This is a genomic window from Saccharopolyspora sp. 6V (assembly GCF_020176785.1).
GTDB classification, from domain to species: Bacteria; Actinomycetota; Actinomycetes; order Mycobacteriales; family Pseudonocardiaceae; genus Saccharopolyspora_C; species Saccharopolyspora_C gregorii.
Map to the genome: position 1 here is coordinate 29,078 of NZ_JAIUKB010000093.1, position 22,253 is coordinate 51,330.

The following is a 22,253-nucleotide window of genomic DNA, read 5'->3' on the forward strand; positions in this document are numbered from 1 at the left end:
GCCCCGGCGGGGCCCCCCCCCCGCCCCGCCCCCCACTTTTTTAGGGCCGGGCGCGCTCGGGCCCGGGGGGGCGCCCCCCCCCCCCCCCTTCTGCGTTGAGTGGCTAACTGAGTGACTACCGATTCCGGTTCAGGTCCTCGAAGAGGCGATCCATCGTGCTCGCACCCTCGATGATGACCGGCCTGATCTGCTTCCGGTACACGCTCTCGGTCACCGCGGTGCCGCTGTGGCCGACTAGCCGCGCGATCTCCTCCAGCGGCACGCCGGAGTCCGACATCAACGACACGAAGCTGTGCCGCAGCTCCCGCGGAGTCCACTGGGCAGGCACCAGCCCCTGCCCAGCCTCCCGGACCACCTTGCGGAACGCCCTACGGACGTTATGGGAATCCAGCGGGGTGCCCACCGCCGAGGCGAACACCAGGCCGTGCTCCTGCCACGCTCCCCCCGCGTCCCGCTTGGCCTGCCGCTGTCGCAGGCGATGCAGCCGTAGAGCGACTACGCACCTCATCGGGAGCGCAAGTGTCCGCCGGGACCGCCGGGTCTTGGTGTCGCCGCCTTCCCGCACCGACCTCCAAACAGAGATCGACCTGGGCGAAGACGGGTTCCCCGGCCGCCTCCCGTCGAGGTCGACGTGATCCCATGTCAGCGCCCGCAGTTCCTCCGTACGAGCCCCGATGAGCATCGACAGCACGATGTAGGCGTGCAACGACGAACGCTCCGAGGCGGACAGCACCGCACGGGCCTGCTCCAGGGTCAGCGACTTCGACGGGCGTCCCGCGGCCTCGCCAGCCGGAATTTCGCTGAGGGCGACGACGTTCCTGCGTACCTTGTCCCTCGCCTCCGCGTACTTCACGATCCGCCCCAGTAGCGAATGCAGAAGGCGCACCGTGCGGGTGCTCAGCACCGAGGCCCGGTCGGCAAGCCAGACGTCCACATCTTCAACGGAGAGGTCACGCAGCCGTTTGCGACCGAGGTAGGGAACGATGTGCCCGTTGACGTGGTGCCAGTAGTTCTCGACCGTAGACCTGCTGCGCCCGCTCAAGCCGTAGTCCAGCCAGCTCCTCGCGGCATCCCCCACCGTGTAGTTGCCGGGCTCCGCCGGTTGCCCGTCTTCGAGGTGTTGCAGGAGCTCCTTCAGCTTGCTCCGAGCTTCGGTCTTGGTCGTCGCCGCCGCCTTGCGCGTGATCCGCTTGCCGTTCGGGTGGAACCCCACAGTCACCTCGGCGATGAAGCGCTGGCGCGACTCCGACCAGTACAACGCACCATCGCCCCGGCTACGCCGCTTCGTCATGGGCGCCCCCCTGTGCCTCGTTCTGCAGCAGTTCGATGTACTCGTTCAGCGCTTTCGCAGGGACGAGCCGCGAGCTCCCCTGCCGTACGGATTTGAGGCGTCCACTTCGGATCTGCTCGTAGATGGTCGTGCGGCTCATCGACAGCAGGACCATCGCTTCCCGGATCGGGTACAGCAGACGGGTCGGCATCGAGCCCGCCTGATGTGGCGTGGCGGTTACGGCTTCGCTGGCACTCATGCGATTCCTTTCAGCTCGTCACGGAGCGGAGTCGAATTCACGGGTGTCGCCTTTCGGTCGCGGGGGCTTCACTGAGGCTGGAGCAGTGGGGGGCGGGGGTGGGCGTTTTAAACCCGCAAACCCGCGAAACGGGGTTTGTGCTGGGGTTTTGGGGTGCGGGTTTGGTTCGGCGTGCAGGTTTGTAAAGCCGCAAAGCAGCGGGTTTGCGGGTTTGGCGGGAGAGGTGGCGGGTTTGGCTCCACCCCCTGCCCCGGCCTCTTTGTGCTGGTCATGGTGGGGTTTGGCGGGTTTGCGGGTTTGCGGGTTTGGTTCGGGGGGTCAGGGTGTGCCGCTTTGGCGTTCGACCCAGTACTGGTGGCTGCTGGCGTGGGTGTCGTACACGCTGCGTAGCACGATGTCGCCGCGCCACCGCCCGACCTGCCCGGTGAGCTTGCGCCCCAAGGACTTCGTGCTCAGCAGCTTGCCGTTGGCGGTGGTGGGGAAGGTGCCTTGCCAGGGGCCGTCGCCGCCGCTGAGGTCGTCGGCGGTGGCGCGCAGCGTCTTGGTGCCCAAGGGCTTGTCGGCGTGGATTTGGTGCCAGCGCAGCAGGAACGCGCGCCATTCGGCCCCGTCGTCGTCGAGGGCGCGGTTGTCTTCGGAGTTGGCGAGGAATCCGTCGATGCCGTGGTGTTCGAGCCAGCCGCCGAGGTGCTGTGCCCAGCGGGTGAATTGCCGCATCTGCGGAACGCTGCTGCTGGTCGGTGCGCCGGCGGCGGTCCAGTCGAGGATGAGGATCAGCAGGTGCCGCAGCACGACGGCTTGGTTGGCGGGCTGGAGAATCCAGGAGTCCAGGTTCGGAATGGTGAACCCGGTGCGGGCTTCGGGCCGGGGGCAGTCGGGGTCGAGGCGGACCCACACGCTCCTGCTCGCCATGTCCCCGCCGACGCGGAGGTTGTTTCCGGTGGCCAGCCACAACCGGTCGTTGGCGTACGACGACGCGGAGTTCGTGCCGAGTTTGCGGTCGGTCCAGGTCCGTTCGGTCACCAGCCGCGCCAGCACCGCGGAGTTGATGACGTGGCCTTCTTCGAGGTTGTCGAAGACGACCACGCCGGTCTGATCAGCCAACACGGACGTGATGGATTTGCGGAGTTCCTCATCCGAGTCGGTCCAGGTCAGCACGCGTTGCCCGGACAACATCCCCGCGCAGCCGGACAGAATCGTTTTGCCGCTACCGGGCATGGTCGCGTCAACGATCCCGAACGGGGACAGGGCGCGGGTGAACGGGCGCAGGATCGGTGTGGCCAGCAGTGCGAGGTAGTTCGCCCGGTCGGCTGCCGTCTTCCACGGGAAGTCCCGCAGGAACGTGTTGAGGAGGAACTCGCGGGCGGCCTCGACGTCGTCGCGGGTGGGCTGGTCCGGGACGGGTTCAAGGTGGGTGCGCCCGGCCAGCAGGAACCCGGTTTCCGGGTCGTAGCCGGGGGTTTGCAGCAACGTGCCGTCGGGGCGCAGGACGGGGGTGGAGATGATGCGGTGCAGCACCGGCAGCTCAGGCCAGGAACGGCGTGCCAGGACCGCGGAGAGCACGTCCCGGGCCGGGGACGTCTCGACCTCGGTATGGCTGCCGTTCTTGTCGACTTCGGGGCGCACCACGTGGGTGTGCTCGGCCAGCAGCCCGGCCAGCTGCGCGACCCGCAGCGGGCTCGCCGCCAGCGGCAGCGCCACGTCGTCGTCGCCCGCGGCCGGGTCGCCCGCGCCGGAGACGGCTTCGACGACGACGGGCGTGCCGTCCTGGACGTAGGTGTCGGGCAGCAGGCGGCTGCCGACCGCCGCGGTGAGCTGCCGGATCGCATCCGGGTTCGTACTGATCCGCACTACGGGCCGTCCTTCCTTGCCGACCGGCCACAGTGGCCGGGTTCCGTGGGTGTGATCGTGTTCGGCGCTGGTCATGCCGGGGCCTCCTCGCCGCCCTCATCGCCGCCGTGGCCCGCGCGCTGGTCGAGTTCGACCTCGTCGAGGCACTGCCAGATGTCGAGCTGGTCGTCGCACTTCCACTGGCCCTCGCACTGCCACGCGCCCGCGGCGACCGCCCGCGGCCCCCGGCTCCCGCCCCGCGCGACCCGGCCGGTCAAGCCCGCCGCACGGCGCTCGATCTGCGCCCGCCAGTCCGCCAGCGCCTCGGCGTCGGTGCGCACGTCCGGGCCGTTGTCCGTCGCAGCGCTCATGCGGCCTCACCGCCCCGGCCACGGAGGGTGCGGGGGTGGTGTTGGGCCCAGCGGAAAGCGCTGTCGATCGTGGCGTCGATCTGTTCCGGGTTCCACGGCTGCTCCGGCCGGGTCAGCGGTAGCCGGTCCATCGCGTCGTGCAGCGCCGCGCGCACGGTGGCGTCGTCGACCGCTCCCCCGGCCACCAGCCGCCCCAGTTGCAGCGCCGCTTCGTGCAGCGCTTTGTTCTGCGGACCTGTACCGGTCGCTGCCAGCCGATCACAGGCAGACCGGATAGCACCCGCCACGTACCGATCGGCCCGCGCAGACGCGATTTCACGTCGCCCTGAGCGGGCCGCTGCGGGCTTGGGAGCCAGTGCCCGGGCCAACCACCCCGGTAGTTCGGCCGGGTCGGAGTCGTCGAGGAGTTCGTAGGCCCCGTCCGGAGTGATCGAACCGGGTGCGACGACGTAGCCGCCTCCGCCGCGGGTGTCGATCAGCGGGCCGAGCGCGCTCTGGGTGTTGCGGTAGCGGTGCTGCGGGTCGAGGAAGTAGCGGTGCGTGCCGCCGCGGGCGCTGCCGACGGTGTAGGTCTCCGGCAACGACATGCCGGCATCCGCGGCCAGCACGCCGAGCACATCCTCACCACAGGACACCCCCACCTTGTTCCAGCCCGTCGGCCAGCGGAACCCCGGCTTGGGCTGGTCGCAGTCCACGACGAGCAACCCACTCGGCCCGGTCGCGATCCCGATGTTGAACGGCGCCCGCGACCAGCACCGTTCGATCACGCCCGGATCGATGGTGGCGCGCTGCTCCGGGGTGCGGTGCCCGCCAGCGCAGACCCCGGCCCGGGGGCAGTCCTTCAGCCCATGCAGCGCGGGCCTCTTGCCACCGACCAGAAGCGGGAACACCGCCCAGCCCCGTTCGGCGAACAGCAGCGCCCACTCGCGCAACTGCGCCACCGCACCGTGCTGTGTAGTCATGAGGGTTCACCTCCACAAAGGACAAACAAGGGGATGAGGGGGGCCGCCCGGCTCCCGGCCCGGGCGCCGCCCCGGTCAGTCAGTCGAGGGGGTACGCCAGCGCGCGGAGGTCGTCGGCGAATCCGTTCGGGATCGCGATGACGTAGCCCCGAACCAGGTTGATGGCGTGATGCGGAGAGTTCAGCCGGTCGAGGGCGTCGCCGCGGTCGAGGAGGACCTCTCCGTCGGCGCCGTAGACCTGCGCGAAGTACGAGGCCATCGGCCGGTCCCAGCCGACGACGACCTCGTAGCCGGTGCGGGCGGGGATCGAGTAGCGGTTCATCGGTGCCTCCTGGGCAGGGTCAGCGGTCGACGCGACCGCATCGGTGGTGGTTCTCGTCGCTGCGGCGGGTTTCACCGGCACTCCGGCGGCTGGTGCATCCGGCCACACCGGCACTCCCAGGTCCCGTCGTCGATCCGGCGGTCTTCCTCGTCCTGCATCGCGTCGAGGTACGCGCCGTAGCTGGAGTAGTCGCGTCCGTCGTCGTCGATGTAGACCCCGGCGTCGTAGTCGTCATAGCTGCGGCTGTGCATCAGCGGTTCTCCTTGCTGTCGCGGTAGTGGCGATAGCCGCCGCCGGGGTGGGCGGGGCGCATCTTGTGTCCGGGTGCGGGTGCGCAATCGGGGCAGTAGTGGCGTCGGCCGTGGCCGACCCAGATCGACCAGCCCTCGGCATCAGCGCGGTGTTCGTAGTGGTCCCGACCGGAGAGGGACGGCAGTTCGGGTCCGGTGATGGCCGCGGCGCAGCGCGGGCCGTCGCAGTGAAGTCCGGCGGTCATGAGCCTGGTGCGTTCACTCATCGCTGGTTCTCCTTGTGGTCGCGGTGGTTGCGGTAGAGCCGGTAGGCCAGCCGCGGGCGGAGGCGTTGCCCGCCGCAGGCGTGGCAGGGGCGGGCGGCGCGGGGGTTGAGCGGGCTGGTCTGGTGGCCGGTGCCGTGGCAGGCCGGGCAGGGCCGGTAGGGCCAGAGGGCGACGTGTCCGAGGTAGATGGCGCCGCCTGCGAGTGCGGCGAGGAAGGCGAGGGTGGTGGGGTCGTGCACGGAATCTCCTTTGCGGTCAGGGGATTGGGGTGAACGCGACGTGGCAGGCCGGACAGAGCCACTGCCGGTGGTCGTGGTCGAGGGCGTGCCAGCCGGTGTCGCGGGCGAGGTCGGCGAGTGCGGCGCGGGAATCCATCGGGCCGCTCTCGTACTCGTCCTCGGCCAGGTGCTCCGTGCAGTCGGCGGCGGCGCAGCGCAGGTCCCACCACGCCGCGGTGTCGCGGCGCACGACCGCCTCCCGACGCGCCCCAGCGGCCAGGGCGTCGGCGGCGTCGCCCCACTGCGGGTAGAAGCACCCGTCGCCGGGCTCGACACCCGCGGCGAGCCAGTACGGGGGCGGCACTTCGACCCAGCTCGATGGGCGCAGCCTTACCGGGCGCGCATCGCGGACCGCGTCCCGGACGCGGTCGACGACGCCCCGCACCGCCGCGCCGATCTGCGGATCGCTCACGGGCAGCTCGTCTGCCGCCTGGGTCCAGTCGACGTCGAGGTCGCCGAGCAGCGCGGCGAGATCGCGGGCATGGCCGAGTCCGGACCCCGGCACGTGCGCGGCGGGCGATCGGCCGCTGAGGCGGTGGCGGACCGTCCACTCGCCGCTGTAGGTCCACGCCGCGTCCGGCTGGAGCTGGGTCAGGTGCGGGCACACCACCAGCCCGTCCGCCGCGGTCGGTTCGCCGACCACGGGGGCGGTGACTGCGGCCGAGGCGCGGGGGCCTCGCAGGTGCTGCTCGATCACGGCGTCGTTCGGGTCGATCCAGTTCATGCAGCCGCCCTCGTTTCGGTGTTGGCGGGCAAGTGGTGGTGGATCAGGTCCCAGCCCTCGCCGGGCAGGGCGGGCAGGTCCCGGGTGATCTCGCGGTGCAGCGCGGCCACGACCCGGGACGGGACGCGGCGAGTGCCGCCGCAGCGGCCGCAGGCCCACCGGCTCCGGGCGGCGTTGCGGGCGTGGGCCACCGGCAGCGGCGGCAGCAGCACGACCGCCGCCGTCGCGGCCCCGCTCTCGGCGGCCAGGTCCAGCAGCGCGGCCCGGTCCCGGACCCGGGCGCTGGTGGCGTCCCAGAGCACCGTGCTGCCCCCTGCCAGCGCCTCACGCGCTTCTTGCAGAGCGCCCTGCACCGCCCGCGGCGTGGCGCCCTGGTCGGCCGAGCAGCAAGACACCCTCGACCGCCAGGCATCCAGGCCGACCACCCGCGCCCCGAGCCCGGCGGCCCAGCACCGGGCCCACGTGGTCTTGCCCGCCCCGGGCGGGCCGATGGTCGCGATCAGCAATCCAGTCATCACGGTCTCCTCTCTGGTTCAGCGGTCGAAGTGCCGGCGGGGCCGGTTGTCTTCGTGGCGGGGGCAGGTCGGGCCGTGGCCGCCGGGGCAGCCGGTGCAGATCGAGCAGTGGCGGGACGCGGCGGTGCCGCAGTGGCGGCACTTCGCGCTCATGCCCGCCCCCGCTTCTTGGCGGCGGTGCAGGCCGGGCAGGTCGTGCCGCCGCGGGGCAGCCGGAACAGGTCGGTCTCGTAGGCGCCGCCGGGCTTGCGGTCGCCGCACCAGGCTTCGATCGAGCCGTCCCACCAGCTGCGGCGGCGGATGATGTGCCAGGTCTGGGACATCGGAACCAACTCCAATCCGATTACTGTGTGTAACAACTTGTGGGCGTGCGGGGGTAGCGGTGCGGCGCGCGTGGGGAGTTAGATCCTGCGTGGGGGGTTAGATTTCTAACTAGGGCGCCGGACCGGTGTTGAACTGGGAAAATTAGGCGAGTTAGTAGTTAGGTCCAGGCCGCGTGACCGCGGCGGGGAGGGCGGTTTCCGGGGTCAGGCTGAGGTTCTGGTCGGCTAACTCAGTCCTCGGTGCCGGTCTGCCCGCCACGGGCGGCGTGCTTACGGACAGTGGCGGGATCGAGGAGGTAGCGGTTGCCGGTGGAGGGGACCTTGAGGCCGGCCTCGGCCAGTTCGGCGACGAGACCGGACCCGGTGAGGGGCTTGCCGTCGCGGTGGTAGGCGCGGCCGTACTGGGCGAGCAGCGCCTTGGCGGCTTCGGCTGCGGAGACCGGTTCGTCGCCGAGGACGGTGTGCAGGTCGGCCATCAGGTCCCGCGGCTGGTCGTCGGTGGCGTCGGGGCGGGTGCCGTTGACGGGGGTGGCGGGGTCGACGGCCTGCATGGCGCGTTCGATGATCTCGGTCGCGGCGTCCCAGCCGCGGTCGTCGTCGACCTCCATGAAGTAGGTGCGCAGGATCTCGAACAGCTCCTCGGAGATCCCGGTGGCCACGCACGTACCGCGGTCGACGTTGAACCGCAGGTCGGTGGCGCGGATACCGGCGGCAAAGCTGCCGTCGCCGAGGAACCCGTCGTTGTTGCGCCAGGACTTCACGTAGAAGCAGGCGTTGATGCCCAGCAGCTCGACCAGCGCGGTCGGGATCGCCGAGGCCCGCGACGACTGGGTGTCGAACAGCGCCACGACGCCGGTTTTGCGGCCCCGCTTGACCACCTGGGTGGCCAGCTCCGCGGCTTCTTTGCCTAGCTTGCGGGTCTGCTGCCGGATGTTGCCCTTGTCATCCTCGTACTCGGTGGCGCCCTCGGCCTGAAACATCTCGTGGCACTCGGAGAACCCGACGATCAGCGGCCGCAGGTCCGGGTGCTTCTCGGCCAGCGCCCGGGACAGCTTCTTCGCACCCAGCTCAGCCAGCCTGTCCTCCCGGCGCTCGATCTCGGCGTAGAGCTCGTGCAGGTGCTCCACGGCGCTCTCGGCGTGGCCGAAGTCCGCGCCCTTCTCGTAGCGGCTCAGCCGCGGCTCGTAGGCGTCGAAGTCGCCGTTACCAGCGAAAACGTGCATGCGAAGTTCGGCCAGCGGGTCGAGCGCGGCACCGGCGACCACCACGCGCATCAGGTTCGACTTGCCCTGTCCGGGCTGTCCGCCGACACCGACGTTCGCCCCGACCAGCGGGAACGTGAGCTCTTCGCCCCGCTGGTTGATGCCGACCGGGACACCGGCGAACACGTCCGCGAACCCCGAGTGCAGCAGCGGGTACTCCGGCGTGGGCTGCTCCATCACGCCGGCGTCAGCGACGTAGAGGTCGATGTAGCCCCGCCGACCCCCCTTGACCTGGCCGTAGTCAGTCGGCCACACCTCGATTTCCGCCCTGTGCAGGTTGTGAGCCAGCACCATGCGCTTGTCGGCGACGTGCTCTGCCGGAACCCCCTCAGGCAGGGAGAACCGCGCCCGGTAACCCTTGAACCGGCCCTGCCCTTCCCGGGTCGGGGTCAGGTCGAACTGCGGCAGCCAGCCTTCCTTGAACGCGCTGTTGAGCGCCGGAATACCGAGCTTCTTCAACGCCCGCACGATGCCGTCGGCGGTGACCATGACCTCCGGCCCCGAGTCCCCGATGGTCTGCGTCGACATCAGCCACTGCGGGGCGTCGTTGCGCGCCCGGCGGGCGTGGTAGCCCTGCAACAGCAGCCCCGCGCCGGTGACCAGCAGCAACGCCGGGACTGCGACCGTGGCCGCCCACACCGTCCACTCGAACCCGCCGACCAGGAAGGAGAAGAACCCATCCCACACATCGGCGAACCCGAGCCCGCCCGGCCGAGCGAACGCCACCACCGAGGCCAGCAACGTCGCCGCCAGGCTGAACACCGCCAGCCCACCCAGCGCCGCCGGGACCCGCATGAGGAACTTTCCCCACACCTCCAGCCGCTGTAGCAGCAGCTTCTTGTTCTCGGTGCGCTGCTGACGCAACTGCGCCGCCGTGCCGTGATCCCCGGCCTCCTGCGCCGCCCGGATTTCCGCTTCGATGTCGCGGCCGGTCCACCGCGAGTACGCGCTGGTCGCGACATCCCACGCCCCGCCGACCGCGAACACCCCGTGCCGCGCCACGAACCGCCCGCCGTTGGCGGCGTAGGCGCGGCCGTGCTCCCGCAGGTGATCGCGCACCGCCGCCGCGCGCCCGGCCAGCGCGGCCGGCACCACGCCGCGTTCCCGATCCCGGGCCAGGTCCGTGCCCGCCGCGGCGGTGCCCTCGTCCTCCTCGGTGTTGCGGGGCTCGGTCGGCTCGACCTGCCCGGAACGGTGGATGCCGGGCACGGGCAGGTGCAGCAGTTCGCCCATCGTCGTGTAGTCCTCAGCGGGGTTAGTGGTCATGGCGGGTCACCTCCAGGCAGGGGCGGGGTGGGGGTCAGGCGGCGGTGGAGCGGGTGCGGCGCCAGTGGTCGATGAACTCGCGGGCGTTGCCCCAGCGGGTGCCGAGGGCCTTGGCGACCTCGTTGACCGAGTCGGTCGCGGGGTCGATCTCGCCGCGCTCGACGGCGGCGAAGAACACCGCGCGGGCCTCGTCCTTGGTGCGGCGGGCGGGTTCGCGGACGGTGGCGTGAACCGGCTTCCCACCGGGGGTCTCGGCCGCGTGCTCGCGGTTCTTCCCATGCAGCTCAGCGGGGGCGGGAACCAGGGTGTTCTCGGCTTCGCGCAGCGCGGTCGCGAGGGCGGCGTTGAGCCGGGTCGCGGTCGCGGGAACCAGCGCCATCGAGATCAGCAGCCCGAGTGGGACGAAGAACCACACCAGCGGTCCGGTCCCGGTCGCCGCTCCGGGGCCGACGTAGTGGATGCCGACTTGCAGCACGACGGTGAGCGCGAACAGGGCCAGCTCCATCACGAAGAACCCGTTGCCCGCCGCGGCACGCAGCTTCGCGCCGAGCCCGGCCGCCCCGGCGGCGTCCTTGAGCGAGTGCAGCGCGCTGGGCACCGCGCCGAGCCACTGGGCCACCAGGATCACTAGCACGCCGAGGCTGAACATCGGCTCCATCAGCCAGTTCACCACCCCCGTCGCCGGAGAGAGCCGGGACAGTTCGGTCGCCGCGTTCGAGGCGCCCAGCACGATCGACAGCAGCCCCGGCACCAGCGCGGCCACCGGCAGCCACAGCGCCAGGTGCGCCAGCATCCCCAACCGGTGGGTGGGGTCGGCGGCCTTGCGGTGGCGCTCCTTGGCTCCGGCCACGGCCTCGGCCAGCTGCCGCTCCCGGCGGCGCAGCTCCTGCTCGTGGGCGGCGGCGGCCTGCTCCTCGTCGAGGTCGAACCGCTGCATCTGCGCCTGGTGGGCCCGGCGCTGCTCTCGCAGCTGCCGCGCCTGCGACCGGGCCTCGGCCAGCTCGGCCTCGGTCATCGCATCCACGAGCGCGGCGTCGTCTTGCAGGTCCACCACCCGGGACGCGACCCGGCGCATCGCAGCCAGCCGGTCCGGGTCCGGCACCACCTGCTGCGCCGCCCGACGGCCGTCACCGACCCGCCAGATCTCCGAGTCCGCCACCGCCGCGTAGTCCCCGCCGGCGACCTCGCCGATCGGCGCGTCCGAGCCCGGGTCGGTCTCCAGCGTGTCGCGCTCGCTCCACCGGTACGACTGCTGCATCACGTCCTCCACAGGTGCCCCGGCCAAGTACGCGTCGACCACATCGCCGCCGCGGACGGGGGTCTCGGTGCTGCTCATCGCCGGTTCTCCTCTCGCGGATGGCGGGGACGGGTGACGGTGCGGACAGGCTGCGGCGGGATACGGGCGATCCAGCCCAGGAGGCGCTCGGCGGTGCGGTCGAGGACGTGCACGCCGAGTGCGAGAGCGACCGCGGGAACACGCACGAGCACCGCGGCGGTGAACAGCGCCGCCACCCAGAACGCGCGTGGTGCGGTGTAGGCCCGCAGGTAGTCCAATGTGGAATTCACGACGCCACCCCCGAACCCGCCGGAAGCGCGATCGACTGGAGACGGCGGGCCTGCTCGGTGTGGACCTCGGCGGCGGTAGCGGCCGCGCCCAGCAGCGGCGCCCACCCCAGGTGCTCGGCGAGGCGGGAGTAGGCGGCGGCCAAACGGCGCTCGGTGGTCGCAAGCTCGGCACGGCCGGCCTCCTGGGCGGCGACATCAGCCCGGGGCACCCGGCGGGACACCGCGGCCAGGTAGGCCGCGTGCGCCGCGCCGGCCTCGGCGGCGATCTCGGCGGGCACGGTGATCCGCACCGGCCTTGCTTTGCGGTTTAGCATCGGAGTTCTCCTGTCGATCGTCAGGTCGGTGGGGGAACCCGGCCCAGCAGGCGTTCCTGGCAGGGAGTTGCTGCTGGGCCGGGGCGCCGCTAGCCGCGGTCGTCGAGGTCCCGGAGCCGGGCGAGCAGCCGGTGGGGGTCACCGGCCACGCCGTGGCGGATCGCCGCCGCTTGCGGCGACGTGCTCGGCCAGGGCGCGGACACGCACAGGGCGGTGTCGGTCGGCAGCAGGGGCGAGCCGTCGGCCAGCCCGCGCAGGCTCAGCCTCAGAATCGGGTCGTCGCCGCGATACACGCCGCGGCTCATGTCCACGATCCGCATGTCCTCGGCCCACCGGGTCAGCACCGTGGCGCGCTCCCCGTCTGGGGCGTCGAGCATGAGGAACACCGCGTTGTACTGGGGGTCGTAGGATGCGGTGACCGCTCCGTAGCCGAGCAGCCCTGCGCGCAGTTCCAGCTTGGGCAGCTGTTGGATGGACATCCTGATCTCCTCTCGGGTGGTTCGTCGGTGTGCTCCGGTCACTGCTCGCCGGACTCGCCGGCGGCGTGCTGCTCGGCGCGGTCCGCGCGGGTTTCGAGGCCTTCGGCGCGGTACTCGTAGCGGCTGAACGCCGCGTCGAACGCCGCGGCCAGGGGCGACCACACGTCCTCCCGTTGCCCGGCCAGGCCGTAGGCGTCGGAAAGCAAGCGCGCCGCCACACCCCACGACCGCAGGTGCGACGGGCGCACCTCGCGGCGCTCGTCCGCGGCCAGCCACGCGTCGGACGCGGCGCTGTAGGCCGCCCAGCCGTCGTCGATCTGCTCGGCCAGGTGCGAGGGCACCTCGACCAGGCGGGTCGTCAACACTCGGTGCGCCTTGGCCAGCACCTCGTGGTGGTCGAACGCCAACGGGCCGTTCAGCGCTTCCGCCAGCGGCACCCAACGGGCGTCGCGAGCGTCGTCTCCGGCGACCGGGTCCGGCATGTGGTCCAGCAGTGCGCCGAAGGCCACCGACACCACCCGGCCCCGCGGATCGCGGTCGGGGTCGTCGAACACCCCGATCTGCGTCAGGTTCGCGGCGGACAGTCCGGTCTCCTCCCGCAGCTCCCGGGCCGCGGCCTCGGCGAACCGCTCGCCCTGGTCGACGTAGCCGCCGGGCAGCGCCCAGGACCCGGCGAACGGGTCCCAGCCGCGGCGGATCAACAGCACGTGCGGCATGTGCTTGTGGTGGGCGATCAGGACGATGTCGGTGGTCAGGTGCGCACCGGTGACTTCAGACATGAGTGGTCCTTTCTGGACAGATGGGTGATCGGCGTTCGAGTGGTCAGGCGTCGGTGACCTGGACATACACGATGTGCTCGTTGGTCATGGCCTGGTCCTCGTAGCGCTGGGCGTCCTTGTCGCTGTTGACCACGAAGGTCTGCGGCTCGCCCCGATCGCGGTGGATGGTGACCTTCTTCTTGCCCATGCCCTAGTCCTTCCTCAGCGGGTGGTGATGTCGCCGGACCCGGTGCGCAGCCCGGAGCGGTCGAGGTGGATGCCGGGAGCGGCGGTGGCGGTGATGTCGCCGGAGCCGGTGCGCACCCGCAGCGGGGCGTGGTCGGCCAGGTGCACGCGGACGTCTCCGGAGCCGGTGCGCAGCGACGTGGTCCGGGTCGCGGCGCGCACGGTGATGTCCCCGGAGCCGGTGCGGGCGTCGAGTTCGCCGGTGCGGTCGGCGACGATGTCACCGGAACCGGTTTTCACGGTCGCGACGGTGGCCTCCCCGATGCGCACCGAGCCCGAGCCGGTCGTGGCGCGCAGCAGCGTCAGCGGGCCGCTGGTGGAGATCTCCGCCGAGGCCGCGTCCAGCTCGACCTGCTGCCCGCCGGGGACCGTGACCTCCGCGATGATCCCGCCGCCACCGGCGCCGGTCACCACCGTGCCGCCGCCGGTGATGACGGTTCCGCCGGAGATCGTGATTCCCGAGGACGAGCCGATGACGACGTGCGTGCTGCCGGCCGTGAACACGCTGGTCCCGCTGCGGTGCACCACCGTGCGCGGCGGGGCGTCCGTAACCGGGACGGTCACCGACAGCAGGTCGCCGAGCTGGGAGACCGCGGTCTGCTGGATCGCCTCGACCGCGTAGGTGTCGGAGGGGTCCTGCGCGGTGAGCCGGACCTCGGCGTGCTCGACTCCGGGGACTGCGGTGACCCGGATGCGTCCGGCGGGCAGGCGCAGCCGCAGCCGTCCCGGGCCGGAGTGCAGGTGATGGGTGATGGTGCGCGACATGAAGGGGTCCTTTCTGGACGGTGTGGGTCAGAGCTGGGCGGCGTAGGTGCGGATCTGGTCGGCCGACACGGCCAGCTGCCCGCCCGCGGTGTGCACCGCGTCACCGGTCGCGCCGTACTGCGCCAGGACCTGCTGGACCTCGTCGCGGGAGGAGTTCTGCGCGACCTGGGCCACTGCCTGCCGCGCGCCATCCACAGCGCGGGCGGCCTCGGCCAGCGCGTGCTGGGCCTGCTCGGTCATCTCCACCGCGCGAGACAGCACACCGCGGATCTCGTCGATACCGGACATGGAAGAACCTCCAGAAGAAGCAGGGAACGAAGGAGAAGTGCGAGGATCGGGCGCCGCCGGGGCCGCCGGGGCGGGCTCGACCTCAGTGGGAAGCAGGTGCTGCTCGCCGATATGCGTGCACACCAGGTGCCGGGCGAAGTGCAGGTAGGTCGCGAGGCCGGCGGGCGGCAACTTCCGCGCCCACCAGAACCGGTCGCCCCGACACCCGCGGTCGGTGATCACGTCGCCGGGCATGTCGACGCAGGCCACGCGGCGGTGCCTCGTCGGCAGCTCCAGCGCCTGCTGGTAGAACGCCTCCACGTCCTCGACCGGACGCACGCCGAAGATGTCCAGTACCTGCCCGTCCGGGGTGAGCACCCCGCTGTGCACCGCCATGCTGCGCGGGCCGTTGAAGGCGTCGAACGTGATCGGCTGCCAGCCGGTCAGGGTGTGGATCGCCCCGGCGAGCCAGTGGCAGTGGTACCGGCCGAAGTACTCCTCGGCCTGCCAATCCACCGTCTCCGCGGTCAACGTCAACCGCGAGTACCCGTACCCGGTGGTCGTGCCCTCTTCGAGGGTGATATCGATGCTGCCCCAGAAATCCAGCGACGTATCCACCGGCGCACCCATCACGCACCGCCCACCACGGCCGTGATCAGCGCCGCCACCAGCAGCCACACCCAGTGCCACGACTGATCCAGCACGTACGCGCCAGTACCCAAGTGCGGGTTGTCGTCCCGGCCGGACCGCGGCGCGCCGAAGCGGTAGAACTCGCCGTTGCCGACCCGGTCCGCGAGCGCGGCGAGGGTGTGGCGGCGGTCGGCCCAGTAGTGGGTGATCGCGCTGAGAACCTGGCCGACGACGAACCCGGCCGGGTTGATCGGCAGGCCCAGCACCACCCACAGCAGCGCGACGGTTCCGGCGGTCGCGGCGGTGTAGGACAGCACGTGCTTCGCGCAGGCGAACCGGCCCAGCCAGTCCGGGCGGCCCTTGTTCGCCGCCTGGTGCGAGGTCTGCAACCAGTGGTCGGCGACGTGGTGCGCGACCAGCAGCGCGGGCAGGATCGCAGCGAAGACCAGGGCGGAATCGAGGTGGCCGGCCATCACGCGACCTCCCCGAGCTCCACAACCCCACCGGTGCGCATCCGCGCCCGCTCGGGCTCCGTGGTGCCGCCCCAAATACCCCGCTCACCGCCATGCAGCGCGGCCTCCAAGCACGCCTGCTTGATGCGGATCGGGCACTGCGCGCAGATCGCCAGGGCCTGCCGGGTCTTCCACGCGCCCTCGGCGCCGCGGCCATCGGTGTCGAACAACGTCGGATCGGCCTCTTCACAAGCCGGATCGCGGCGGAACACCGGACCACGCTTGACCATCACGAACCTCACCAACGCCGTCGTCACCGGCTCCCGCTGCGGAATCACGCGACCACCCCCGACGCCGACACCCGCACCGCCTGCACCCGACGCGCGTCCTGACGACGAGCCCGACGCTCCGCCCGCCGCAGCTGCACCTCGTCCATCCCCGGACCACCCAGCACACCCCGGCACTGCGCGTCCTCCGCCGCCTGCGCCGCGTGCGCCAACAACTCCAGGTCAGACAGCTCCGACTCGGCGACCGGCTCGGGCATTCGCGACTGCATCAGGGTCAACTCCTTACTGACTTAATTCACTGATCTGACTTGAGCCAGTATGCCACCGGCGCGCCGGATGTCAACATCTGGCTTAAGACACGGCTAGACTGGCTTGGTATCGAAGGGAGCTACATGGCGCTGGATCGCACGGAAATCGCAGCTCAGCTGAGACGAGACATCGACGAAGGCAAGTACTCGACGGGGGCCAAGCTGCCCCCATACCGACAGCTCGCCAGGGACATGGGTGCGGCACCGAACACCGTTGGAGAAGCGATCCGCCTGCTTGCGAGCGACGGCGTCGTAACCGTGCGGCGGAACGCGCGCGCGGTGGTCAACGACCCAGCCGCCGTGCCGCCCGCGGACCGCCAGATCCGGGAGGAACTCACCGAAGTCCGCGACGAGCTGCACGAGCTGAAGGGGCGAATCGCGGCACTCGATAGCAAGGTGACCGGCGTGCTCGGTCGGATGGACACCTGACGGTCAGCTCAACTCGCCGATGAAGGTTGTAATGGCGTCCAAGCCGCTGCCGAGGACCGCTCCGATTCCTTTGAGGATTTGGGCGGCCTCGGCGGGGCTCTGGATCACCAGGAGCAAGAATCCGAGCAGGATCGCCGCCCCGAGCAGTCGCCCGAACCCCCCTCCCTGCTTCGGCATCATCGGGAGCTGTTGCTTTGCCATCTCTCCTCCGTTCAGAGACGCCGCGGTGGCGTTGTCGTTGTATGTCCCAAGAATCGTCGGAATTTGCGATGATGAGGAGATGAGTCGCTGGTGAGTCGTTGGTGAGCCGGTCGAACCACCACACGCTGACCAGCCAGGATGCTGGACAGGAGGTCCTCAATGGAGGACTCGGGGACACCGCTGCGCCGCGCGCGAATGTCCGCAGGGATGAGCCAAGGCGAGGTGCGGGCCAAACTGCGCGAAGCGCGGAAACGCCGAGGGATCATGCCGCCGAAGGACTCCAGTCTGAAGCGGATGTACACCGAGTGGGAGCAGGGACGCGTACTTCCAACCGAGTGGCGCGACGAGCTGTGCGAGGTGTTCCAGCTCCCACCGGCGGCGCTCGGCGTCGTCGAAGTCGCGCCCCCACCGGTCGTCCCCGACCTGTCCACGTTGGAGGTCATGCGGATCGACCACGAGTTGGTCGACATGCTGGAGGAGCAGACGGATCACTACCGACTCATGGATCGCCGGGTCGGCGCGGCGATCATTCCGCAAACGGTCGCCCACGTGAATCACATGCAGGACGTCCTGCGCAACGCACTGCCTGGGCCGCACTTCGACAACGCTGCCGTCGCGCTCGCCGAGGGGGCGGCGCTCGCAGGTTGGCAGGCTCTCGACGCCGGGGACATCACGAAGGCGTGGAACCTTCACGACGTCGCGAAAACGGCGGCTCGCCAGAGCAACGACATCGCTGCACTGGCTCACGTCACCGCGCAGCAGGCATACGCGCTGCTGGACGCCGGCCGCCCTACCGACGCGGTCGAGCTGGTCCAATACGCGAACACGGCGGAGAACGCGAAGCGGGTGCCGCCTCGCCTACGAGCCTGGCTGTCCGCCGCCGAGGCGGAGTTCCTTGCGGCAGCCGGTGAGAACGACCGGTCGCGGATGCTCCTTGACTACGCACTCGATGTGCTGCCAAGCGGCGACAGCGATCCCGAGTTGCCGTACCTGATGCTGAACCGGACCCACCTTGCCCGTTGGAGGGGCCACTGCCTGGCTCGGCTCGGCGCGGACGAAGCGGTCGACCAGCTGACGGCCGCCCTCGACGGCGACCAGGCGCTCAGTTCCAGGCGGGCCGCGGCGAGCCTGCACGTCGACCTGGCCTTGGCACTGCGCCAACGCGGCGACGGTCCTGGTTCGCGGGTGCACGCGCAGCAGGCCTCGGAGCTGGCGGGCCGAACAGGGTCGACCCGCCAGCGCGCTCGCATCGCCGGGTTGATGTCCAGCTAGTTCGAGCCGATGCCGAATGCCAGGATGTGCAGGAGGCCGACCAAGGTGCCGGAGTTCTGAACCTGGCCACCGTGGATCAACTCAGGCAGGCGGTGCAGCGGCACCCACTCGAACTTGCCTTCGTTGACCTCCGTCGGGTCACCGACCAGCTCGGCGCCGCGGCCGAGGAACACGTGATTCGGGTTGCGCAACATGCCGACGGCAGGCTCGAACGCAACCAGCGGTTCGAGAGAACGCGGCCGATATCCCGTTTCTTCGACGAGCTCTCGCATGGCGGTTTCCCCCGGGCTCTCACCAGCATCGATGATCCCTCCTGGGAGCTCCCAGTTCCAGATGCCCGGGGCGAAGCGGTGCCGCCACGACATCAGCACGTGCTCCTCGGCATCGTCGATCAGCACGGTCATGGCCGGAGCCGGGAACCACACGGTGTGGTGCTCGAAGCGCTCGCCAGATGGCTGGGAGAGATCCGCCAGCCCAACGCGGACCCACTCGCTGTCGTAGACGGTGCGCTCGCCGTGGACGAGCCACTCGTCCGAATCGTTCGTCACCTGTGATGGCCACCTTCCTGCTCGACTGGTTCGGGGCCGCGCGCGGCTGGCGCGCCCCAGTTTCCCACGCTGCTGGGCACGCGGTGAGTGACTAACTGCGTGACAACCGACCCAGCTGCACGCGGACACGCACGGACACCCGCGGACGGTTGGTGCAGGCACTCGGGTCAACTTCGCCAGGCACGAATGCGCTGCAAGTTGCCTGGGGGTCAAGGGGTCGTGGGTTCGAATCCCGCCGTCCCGACGGTCTAGAGGGCCTTCGCAGATCAGACACTGCGAAGGCCCTCTTTTCATGCTCTTGGTCGGTTCTTCGAAGTCGAGCACGCCGTTGCTGGACCCCTGACTTCGGAGGTTTCCGATGCCCATTCTCGATCTTGATCGGCGCACCGGGGCACTGTCCCCGACGCGGACCGGATTCCTGGCCGCGGTAGGGGTTCAGGCAGCGCTGCGGGTGGTGGCGGGCCGGCGGCGTCGCGCGGGGTCGGTGATCGCCGGCGGGGTGTAGGCCATGTCCAGGGCGCCGACGTCGGTGCCCGGCGGGACGATCGCGTCGATCCGGTCCAGGACGTCGTCGGACAGGGTGGTGTCCAGCCCGTCGAGGAGATCGCGCAGGTGCTCCGTGGTCCGCGGACCGATGATCGCTGAGGTGACGCCGGGGTGCGCGATGGTGAACGCGACGGCCAGGTGGGACAGCGGCATGCCCGCGTCGGCGGCGAGCGGGATCAGCTGTTCCACGACGTCGAGGCGGTGTTCGTCGGACAGGTGCGCGAAGCCGAAGTTCGCCCGGCGCGAATCGGGCGCCGTGCCCTTCCGGTACCGCCCGGTCAACATGCCTTGCGCCAACGGGCTCCACACCAGGGCGCCCACGCCGTACTGCTCGCACACGGGGAGCACGTCGCGTTCGATGCCGCGGTTGAGCAGCGAGTACGGCGGTTGCTCGGTCCGCATCCGGTGCAGCCCGCGCCGCTCGGCGACCCACTGGGCCTGCACGATCTCGTGCGCGGGCGTGGTGGAGGAGCCGAACGCCCGGATCTTGCCCGCGCGCACCAGGTCGGTGAGCGCGGACAGGGTCTCCTCGACGTCGGTCGCCGGATCGGGCCGGTGCATCTGGTAGAGGTCGATGTGGTCGGTGCCCAGCCTGCGCAGCGAGCCTTCGACGGCCCGGGTGATCCAGCGGCGCGAATTGCCCCGCGCGTTCGGGTCGTCGCTCATGGCCCCGTGCGCCTTGGTGGCCAGCACGACGTCGTCCCGGCGGTGGGCGAGGGCCTTGCCGACGATCTCCTCGGATTCGCCGCGGGCGTAGACGTCGGCGGTGTCGATGAAGTTGATGCCCGCGTCCAGCGCCGTGTGGATGATGCGGGTGCAGTCGTCGTGATCGGGGTTTCCGAGCGCTCCGAACATCATCGCGCCCAGCGCGTAGGGGCTGACCTTGATGCCGGTGCCGCCCAGCGTGCGGTACTCCACGGGGGTCCTCTCGGTGGGTGCGGCACTCCCGCCGCACAATCGGAACCTTGTTCCGGAACAACGATACGGAACCACGTTCCGGATCGCAACGCAGGTGGTGTCGGTTGGGTGCGCGACGCCCCGATCGGGCCGGTGCGGCGAATGCGGCCCGTCGGCGTTCCGGGAAAATGCCGCATTCGTGGTCGCATGTCCGAGATCGGTGGTGTTCCGGATAACGGATCGGTGGACATCGGGCCGGTTCGGGCCGGTCCCGGGGATAGGTTCAGACCTCGTCGCACCCTCGAGAACGGATTGGCCGCAGCATGAAGCCGACGAGCGCGGAGCACGAACCCCACGTACCGGCGAGCTCGACTCCGCGCGAGATCACCGCCAAGGCCGTCGTCCTCGGCATCGTCCTCGCGGCGATCCTCGCCGGGGCCAACGCCTACCTGGGGCTGAAGGTCGGGCTGACCGTGTCGGCCTCGATCCCGGCGGCCGTGATCTCGATGGCGGTGCTGCGGCTGCTGCGCGGATCGACGGTGGTGGAGAACAACATCGTCCAGACCGCGGCCTCGGCCGGTGAGTCGCTCGCCGCGGGCGTGATCTTCACGCTGCCCGCGCTGGTGCTGCTGGGCTATTGGGACGGGTTCCCATTCCTGCCGGTCGCGACGATCGCGCTGTGCGGCGGGGTGCTGGGCGTGCTGTTCACCGTGCCGCTGCGGCGCGCGCTCATCGTGGAGAAACCGCTGCGGTTCCCGGAGGGCGTCGCCACGGCCGAAGTGCTCAAGGCCGGTGAGCGCGGCGGGCGCAGCGCGGTGCACATCACCGTCGCGGGGCTCGCCGGGGCGCTGCTGAAGTTCCTGCAGAGCGGGCTGGGCCTGGTGTCGTCCACGGTGACCGGGTCGGTGAAGGCCGGTGGGGTCGTGGTCGGGCTCGGCAGCGAGCTGGGCGTGGCGCTGCTGGGCGTCGGCTACATCGTCGGGCTGAACATCGCGTTCCTGGTGTTCCTCGGCGGCGGACTCGCCTGGTTCGCGGGGATCCCGCTGTACATGGTGTTCGCGGACCCGGCGCAGCTGCACTCGATCGTCGGGGACGCGACCGGCTACGACGCGGCGGAAGCGGTGTGGGACGAGAAGATCCGCTACCTCGGCGTCGGCGCGATGGCCGTCGGCGGGGTGTGGGCGCTGCTGTCGGTGGTGCGGCCGATGATCGCCAGCATCCGGTCCTCGGTGGCCGCGGTGCGCGCCCAGCGCGGTGGGGGAGCGGCGGACGTGCCGCGCACCGAGCGGGACATCCCGGCGAACTGGCTGCTGTACGGGACGCTGGCGATGGCGGTGCCGGTGCTGCTGGTGTTCCTGTTCGTGGTGGACCGCTCGCGGCTGGAGGTCGGCGGCGGCCTGTTCGCCGCGACGATCGCGTTCGGGGTGCTGTTCGCGCTGGTGGCCGGGTTCTTGTTCTCCTCGGTGTCCGGGTACATGACCGGGCTGGTGGGCTCGTCGAACAACCCGGTGTCCGGGGTGACGGTGCTGACGTTGCTGGCGAGTTCGTTGCTGCTGCTGGTGATCCTCGGCGTGCAGATCGACTTCGCGGGGGACGAGGCGAAGGCGACGATCGCCGCGTCGACCGCGGTGCTGATCTCCGGGGTGGTCAGCTGCGCGGCGGCGATCGCCGGGGACAACCTGCACGACCTCAAGACGGGGCACCTGCTCGGGGCGACGCCGTTCAAGCAGCAGGTGATGCTGGTGGTGGGCGTGGTCGTCTCGGCGCTGTGCATCGCGCCGATCCTGTCGGTGCTGTACGCGGCCTACGGGATGGGGAACTCGTTCCCGCGGCCGGGCATGGATCCCTCGGAGTCGTTGCAGGCCCCGCAAGCGGCGTTGATGAGCTCCATCGCGCAGGGCGTCTTCGGCGGCGGCCTGCCGTGGGGGATGATCTGCGGCGGTGGTGTGCTGGCGGTCGCGCTGATCGTCGCGGACCGGCTGCTGGAGCGGCGTGGCGCGGCGTTCCGGACGCCGGTGCTGGCGGTCGCGGTCGGCCTGTACCTGCCGCTGGAGCTGTCGGTGCCGATCTTCGTGGGTGGGGTGATCGCCTACCTGGTGTCCCGCCGCAAACGCGGTTCGGAGTCCGGCGGCGGGCCGGGGCTGCTGTTCGCCTCGGGGCTGATCACCGGTGAGGCGCTGGTGGGGATCGTGCTGGCCATCCCGTTCGCCATCGCGCAGAGCGCCGACGTGTTCGCGATCAGCCCGGCGGCGCTGGGGATGTCGGAGGCGTCGTTCTCGGTGCTCACCGACGTGCTCGGGGTGGCGGCGTTCGTGTTCTTCGTGCTGTGGCTGTACCGGACGGCGCGCAAGGCGGAGTGATCCCGCCGGCCGGGCGCGGCCGTTCGGGT

The 22,253-nt window shown here is 70.7% G+C and carries 30 protein-coding genes; 3 read left to right on the forward strand and 27 right to left on the reverse strand.

Features of this window, described 5'->3' with window-relative positions; all coding sequences use genetic code 11:
* Window positions 1-115: 115 nt before the first annotated feature.
* The 24 genes from xerC to LCD35_RS18660 all read right to left on the reverse strand — a co-directional run bounded on the left by xerC (window position 116) and on the right by LCD35_RS18660 (window position 15,932).
* Window positions 116-1,291 (reverse strand): tyrosine recombinase XerC, encoded by a 1,176-nt coding sequence (xerC, locus tag LCD35_RS18545; protein WP_225044535.1) that lies wholly within the window; start codon window positions 1,289-1,291, stop codon window positions 116-118.
* Complete coding sequence (locus LCD35_RS18550) at window positions 1,275-1,529, reverse strand: helix-turn-helix domain-containing protein (protein ID WP_225044536.1); 255 nt, start codon at window positions 1,527-1,529, stop codon at window positions 1,275-1,277. Before LCD35_RS18550 ends, xerC begins: the two co-directional genes overlap by 17 nt.
* A 318-nt stretch (window positions 1,530-1,847) precedes the next feature.
* Window positions 1,848-3,455 (reverse strand): hypothetical protein, encoded by a 1,608-nt coding sequence (locus LCD35_RS18555; RefSeq protein ID WP_225044537.1) that lies wholly within the window; start codon window positions 3,453-3,455, stop codon window positions 1,848-1,850.
* The gene (locus LCD35_RS18560) at window positions 3,452-3,730 is read right to left on the reverse strand and encodes a hypothetical protein (protein ID WP_224963192.1); all 279 of its coding nucleotides are present in this window, start codon (window positions 3,728-3,730) and stop codon (window positions 3,452-3,454) included. The genes LCD35_RS18555 and LCD35_RS18560 overlap by 4 nt, the downstream gene beginning before the upstream one ends.
* Complete coding sequence (locus tag LCD35_RS18565; protein WP_225044538.1) at window positions 3,727-4,692, reverse strand: bifunctional DNA primase/polymerase; 966 nt, start codon at window positions 4,690-4,692, stop codon at window positions 3,727-3,729. The genes LCD35_RS18560 and LCD35_RS18565 overlap by 4 nt, the downstream gene beginning before the upstream one ends.
* 79 nt (window positions 4,693-4,771) lie before the next feature.
* The gene (locus tag LCD35_RS18570; protein WP_224963188.1) at window positions 4,772-5,014 is read right to left on the reverse strand and encodes a hypothetical protein; all 243 of its coding nucleotides are present in this window, start codon (window positions 5,012-5,014) and stop codon (window positions 4,772-4,774) included.
* Window positions 5,015-5,085: 71 nt separating this feature from the next.
* A complete protein-coding gene (locus LCD35_RS18575) occupies window positions 5,086-5,265 on the reverse strand; it encodes a hypothetical protein (protein ID WP_224963186.1) in 180 nt (59 codons plus the stop codon).
* On the reverse strand, window positions 5,265-5,531 hold the full coding sequence (locus tag LCD35_RS18580) for a hypothetical protein (protein WP_225044539.1): 267 nt from the start codon (window positions 5,529-5,531) through the stop codon (window positions 5,265-5,267). Before LCD35_RS18580 ends, LCD35_RS18575 begins: the two co-directional genes overlap by 1 nt.
* The gene (locus LCD35_RS18585) at window positions 5,528-5,770 is read right to left on the reverse strand and encodes a hypothetical protein (protein WP_225044540.1); all 243 of its coding nucleotides are present in this window, start codon (window positions 5,768-5,770) and stop codon (window positions 5,528-5,530) included. Before LCD35_RS18585 ends, LCD35_RS18580 begins: the two co-directional genes overlap by 4 nt.
* Window positions 5,771-5,786: 16 nt before the next feature.
* Complete coding sequence (locus tag LCD35_RS18590; RefSeq protein WP_225044541.1) at window positions 5,787-6,533, reverse strand: hypothetical protein; 747 nt, start codon at window positions 6,531-6,533, stop codon at window positions 5,787-5,789.
* The gene (locus tag LCD35_RS18595) at window positions 6,530-7,048 is read right to left on the reverse strand and encodes an ATP-binding protein (RefSeq protein WP_225044542.1); all 519 of its coding nucleotides are present in this window, start codon (window positions 7,046-7,048) and stop codon (window positions 6,530-6,532) included. The genes LCD35_RS18590 and LCD35_RS18595 overlap by 4 nt, the downstream gene beginning before the upstream one ends.
* 149 nt (window positions 7,049-7,197) lie before the next feature.
* Window positions 7,198-7,371 (reverse strand): hypothetical protein, encoded by a 174-nt coding sequence (locus LCD35_RS18600; RefSeq protein WP_224963247.1) that lies wholly within the window; start codon window positions 7,369-7,371, stop codon window positions 7,198-7,200.
* Between the two features lie 230 nt (window positions 7,372-7,601).
* A complete protein-coding gene (locus tag LCD35_RS18605; protein WP_225044543.1) occupies window positions 7,602-9,899 on the reverse strand; it encodes a hypothetical protein in 2,298 nt (765 codons plus the stop codon).
* Between the two features lie 34 nt (window positions 9,900-9,933).
* Entirely contained in the window at window positions 9,934-11,235 is a 1,302-nt protein-coding gene (locus LCD35_RS18610) for a hypothetical protein (RefSeq protein WP_225044544.1), read from the reverse strand.
* Window positions 11,232-11,465 carry a hypothetical protein gene (locus LCD35_RS18615; RefSeq protein ID WP_225044545.1) on the reverse strand — a complete coding sequence of 78 codons (234 nt, stop codon included), beginning with the start codon at window positions 11,463-11,465 and terminating at the stop codon, window positions 11,232-11,234. The genes LCD35_RS18610 and LCD35_RS18615 overlap by 4 nt, the downstream gene beginning before the upstream one ends.
* On the reverse strand, window positions 11,462-11,779 hold the full coding sequence (locus tag LCD35_RS18620) for a hypothetical protein (protein WP_225044546.1): 318 nt from the start codon (window positions 11,777-11,779) through the stop codon (window positions 11,462-11,464). The genes LCD35_RS18615 and LCD35_RS18620 overlap by 4 nt, the downstream gene beginning before the upstream one ends.
* A gap of 89 nt (window positions 11,780-11,868) precedes the next feature.
* Entirely contained in the window at window positions 11,869-12,258 is a 390-nt protein-coding gene (locus LCD35_RS18625; RefSeq protein ID WP_225044547.1) for a hypothetical protein, read from the reverse strand.
* Between the two features lie 38 nt (window positions 12,259-12,296).
* Complete coding sequence (locus LCD35_RS18630; protein WP_225044548.1) at window positions 12,297-13,037, reverse strand: NUDIX hydrolase; 741 nt, start codon at window positions 13,035-13,037, stop codon at window positions 12,297-12,299.
* 43 nt (window positions 13,038-13,080) lie between these two features.
* Entirely contained in the window at window positions 13,081-13,224 is a 144-nt protein-coding gene (locus LCD35_RS18635) for a hypothetical protein (protein ID WP_225044549.1), read from the reverse strand.
* Between the two features lie 14 nt (window positions 13,225-13,238).
* Window positions 13,239-14,027 (reverse strand): DUF4097 family beta strand repeat-containing protein, encoded by a 789-nt coding sequence (locus LCD35_RS18640; RefSeq protein WP_225044550.1) that lies wholly within the window; start codon window positions 14,025-14,027, stop codon window positions 13,239-13,241.
* A 27-nt stretch (window positions 14,028-14,054) separates the two neighbouring features.
* Window positions 14,055-14,912: a DUF3813 domain-containing protein gene (locus LCD35_RS18645; protein WP_225044551.1), complete on the reverse strand. Its 858-nt coding sequence runs from the start codon at window positions 14,910-14,912 to the stop codon at window positions 14,055-14,057.
* 11 nt (window positions 14,913-14,923) lie between these two features.
* On the reverse strand, window positions 14,924-15,397 hold the full coding sequence (locus tag LCD35_RS18650) for a DUF3307 domain-containing protein (protein ID WP_225044552.1): 474 nt from the start codon (window positions 15,395-15,397) through the stop codon (window positions 14,924-14,926).
* Window positions 15,397-15,693: a WhiB family transcriptional regulator gene (locus tag LCD35_RS18655; protein WP_225044553.1), complete on the reverse strand. Its 297-nt coding sequence runs from the start codon at window positions 15,691-15,693 to the stop codon at window positions 15,397-15,399. The genes LCD35_RS18650 and LCD35_RS18655 overlap by 1 nt, the downstream gene beginning before the upstream one ends.
* A gap of 17 nt (window positions 15,694-15,710) precedes the next feature.
* Complete coding sequence (locus LCD35_RS18660; RefSeq protein WP_225044554.1) at window positions 15,711-15,932, reverse strand: hypothetical protein; 222 nt, start codon at window positions 15,930-15,932, stop codon at window positions 15,711-15,713.
* Window positions 15,933-15,971: 39 nt separating this feature from the next.
* Between LCD35_RS18660 and LCD35_RS18665 the strand changes: the two genes are divergently transcribed.
* Window positions 15,972-16,400, forward strand: a complete 429-nt coding sequence (locus LCD35_RS18665) for a GntR family transcriptional regulator (protein WP_225044555.1) — start codon at window positions 15,972-15,974, stop codon at window positions 16,398-16,400.
* Window positions 16,401-16,403: 3 nt separating this feature from the next.
* Here LCD35_RS18665 and LCD35_RS18670 read toward each other — a convergent pair whose 3' ends face one another.
* Window positions 16,404-16,601, reverse strand: a complete 198-nt coding sequence (locus LCD35_RS18670; protein WP_225044556.1) for a hypothetical protein — start codon at window positions 16,599-16,601, stop codon at window positions 16,404-16,406.
* A 207-nt stretch (window positions 16,602-16,808) separates the two neighbouring features.
* On the opposite strand from LCD35_RS18670, the gene LCD35_RS18675 reads away from it, so the two are divergent.
* Entirely contained in the window at window positions 16,809-17,873 is a 1,065-nt protein-coding gene (locus tag LCD35_RS18675) for a hypothetical protein (protein WP_225044557.1), read from the forward strand.
* Here the strand turns inward: LCD35_RS18675 and LCD35_RS18680 are convergent.
* Entirely contained in the window at window positions 17,870-18,421 is a 552-nt protein-coding gene (locus LCD35_RS18680) for an NUDIX hydrolase (protein WP_225044558.1), read from the reverse strand. The genes LCD35_RS18675 and LCD35_RS18680 overlap by 4 nt on opposite strands.
* 435 nt (window positions 18,422-18,856) lie before the next feature.
* Window positions 18,857-19,885 carry an aldo/keto reductase gene (locus LCD35_RS18685; protein WP_225044559.1) on the reverse strand — a complete coding sequence of 343 codons (1,029 nt, stop codon included), beginning with the start codon at window positions 19,883-19,885 and terminating at the stop codon, window positions 18,857-18,859.
* Between the two features lie 302 nt (window positions 19,886-20,187).
* Between LCD35_RS18685 and LCD35_RS18690 the strand changes: the two genes are divergently transcribed.
* Window positions 20,188-22,224, forward strand: coding sequence for an OPT family oligopeptide transporter (locus LCD35_RS18690; RefSeq protein WP_224959868.1), 2,037 nt, complete (start codon window positions 20,188-20,190; stop codon window positions 22,222-22,224).
* Window positions 22,225-22,253: the final 29 nt, after the last annotated feature.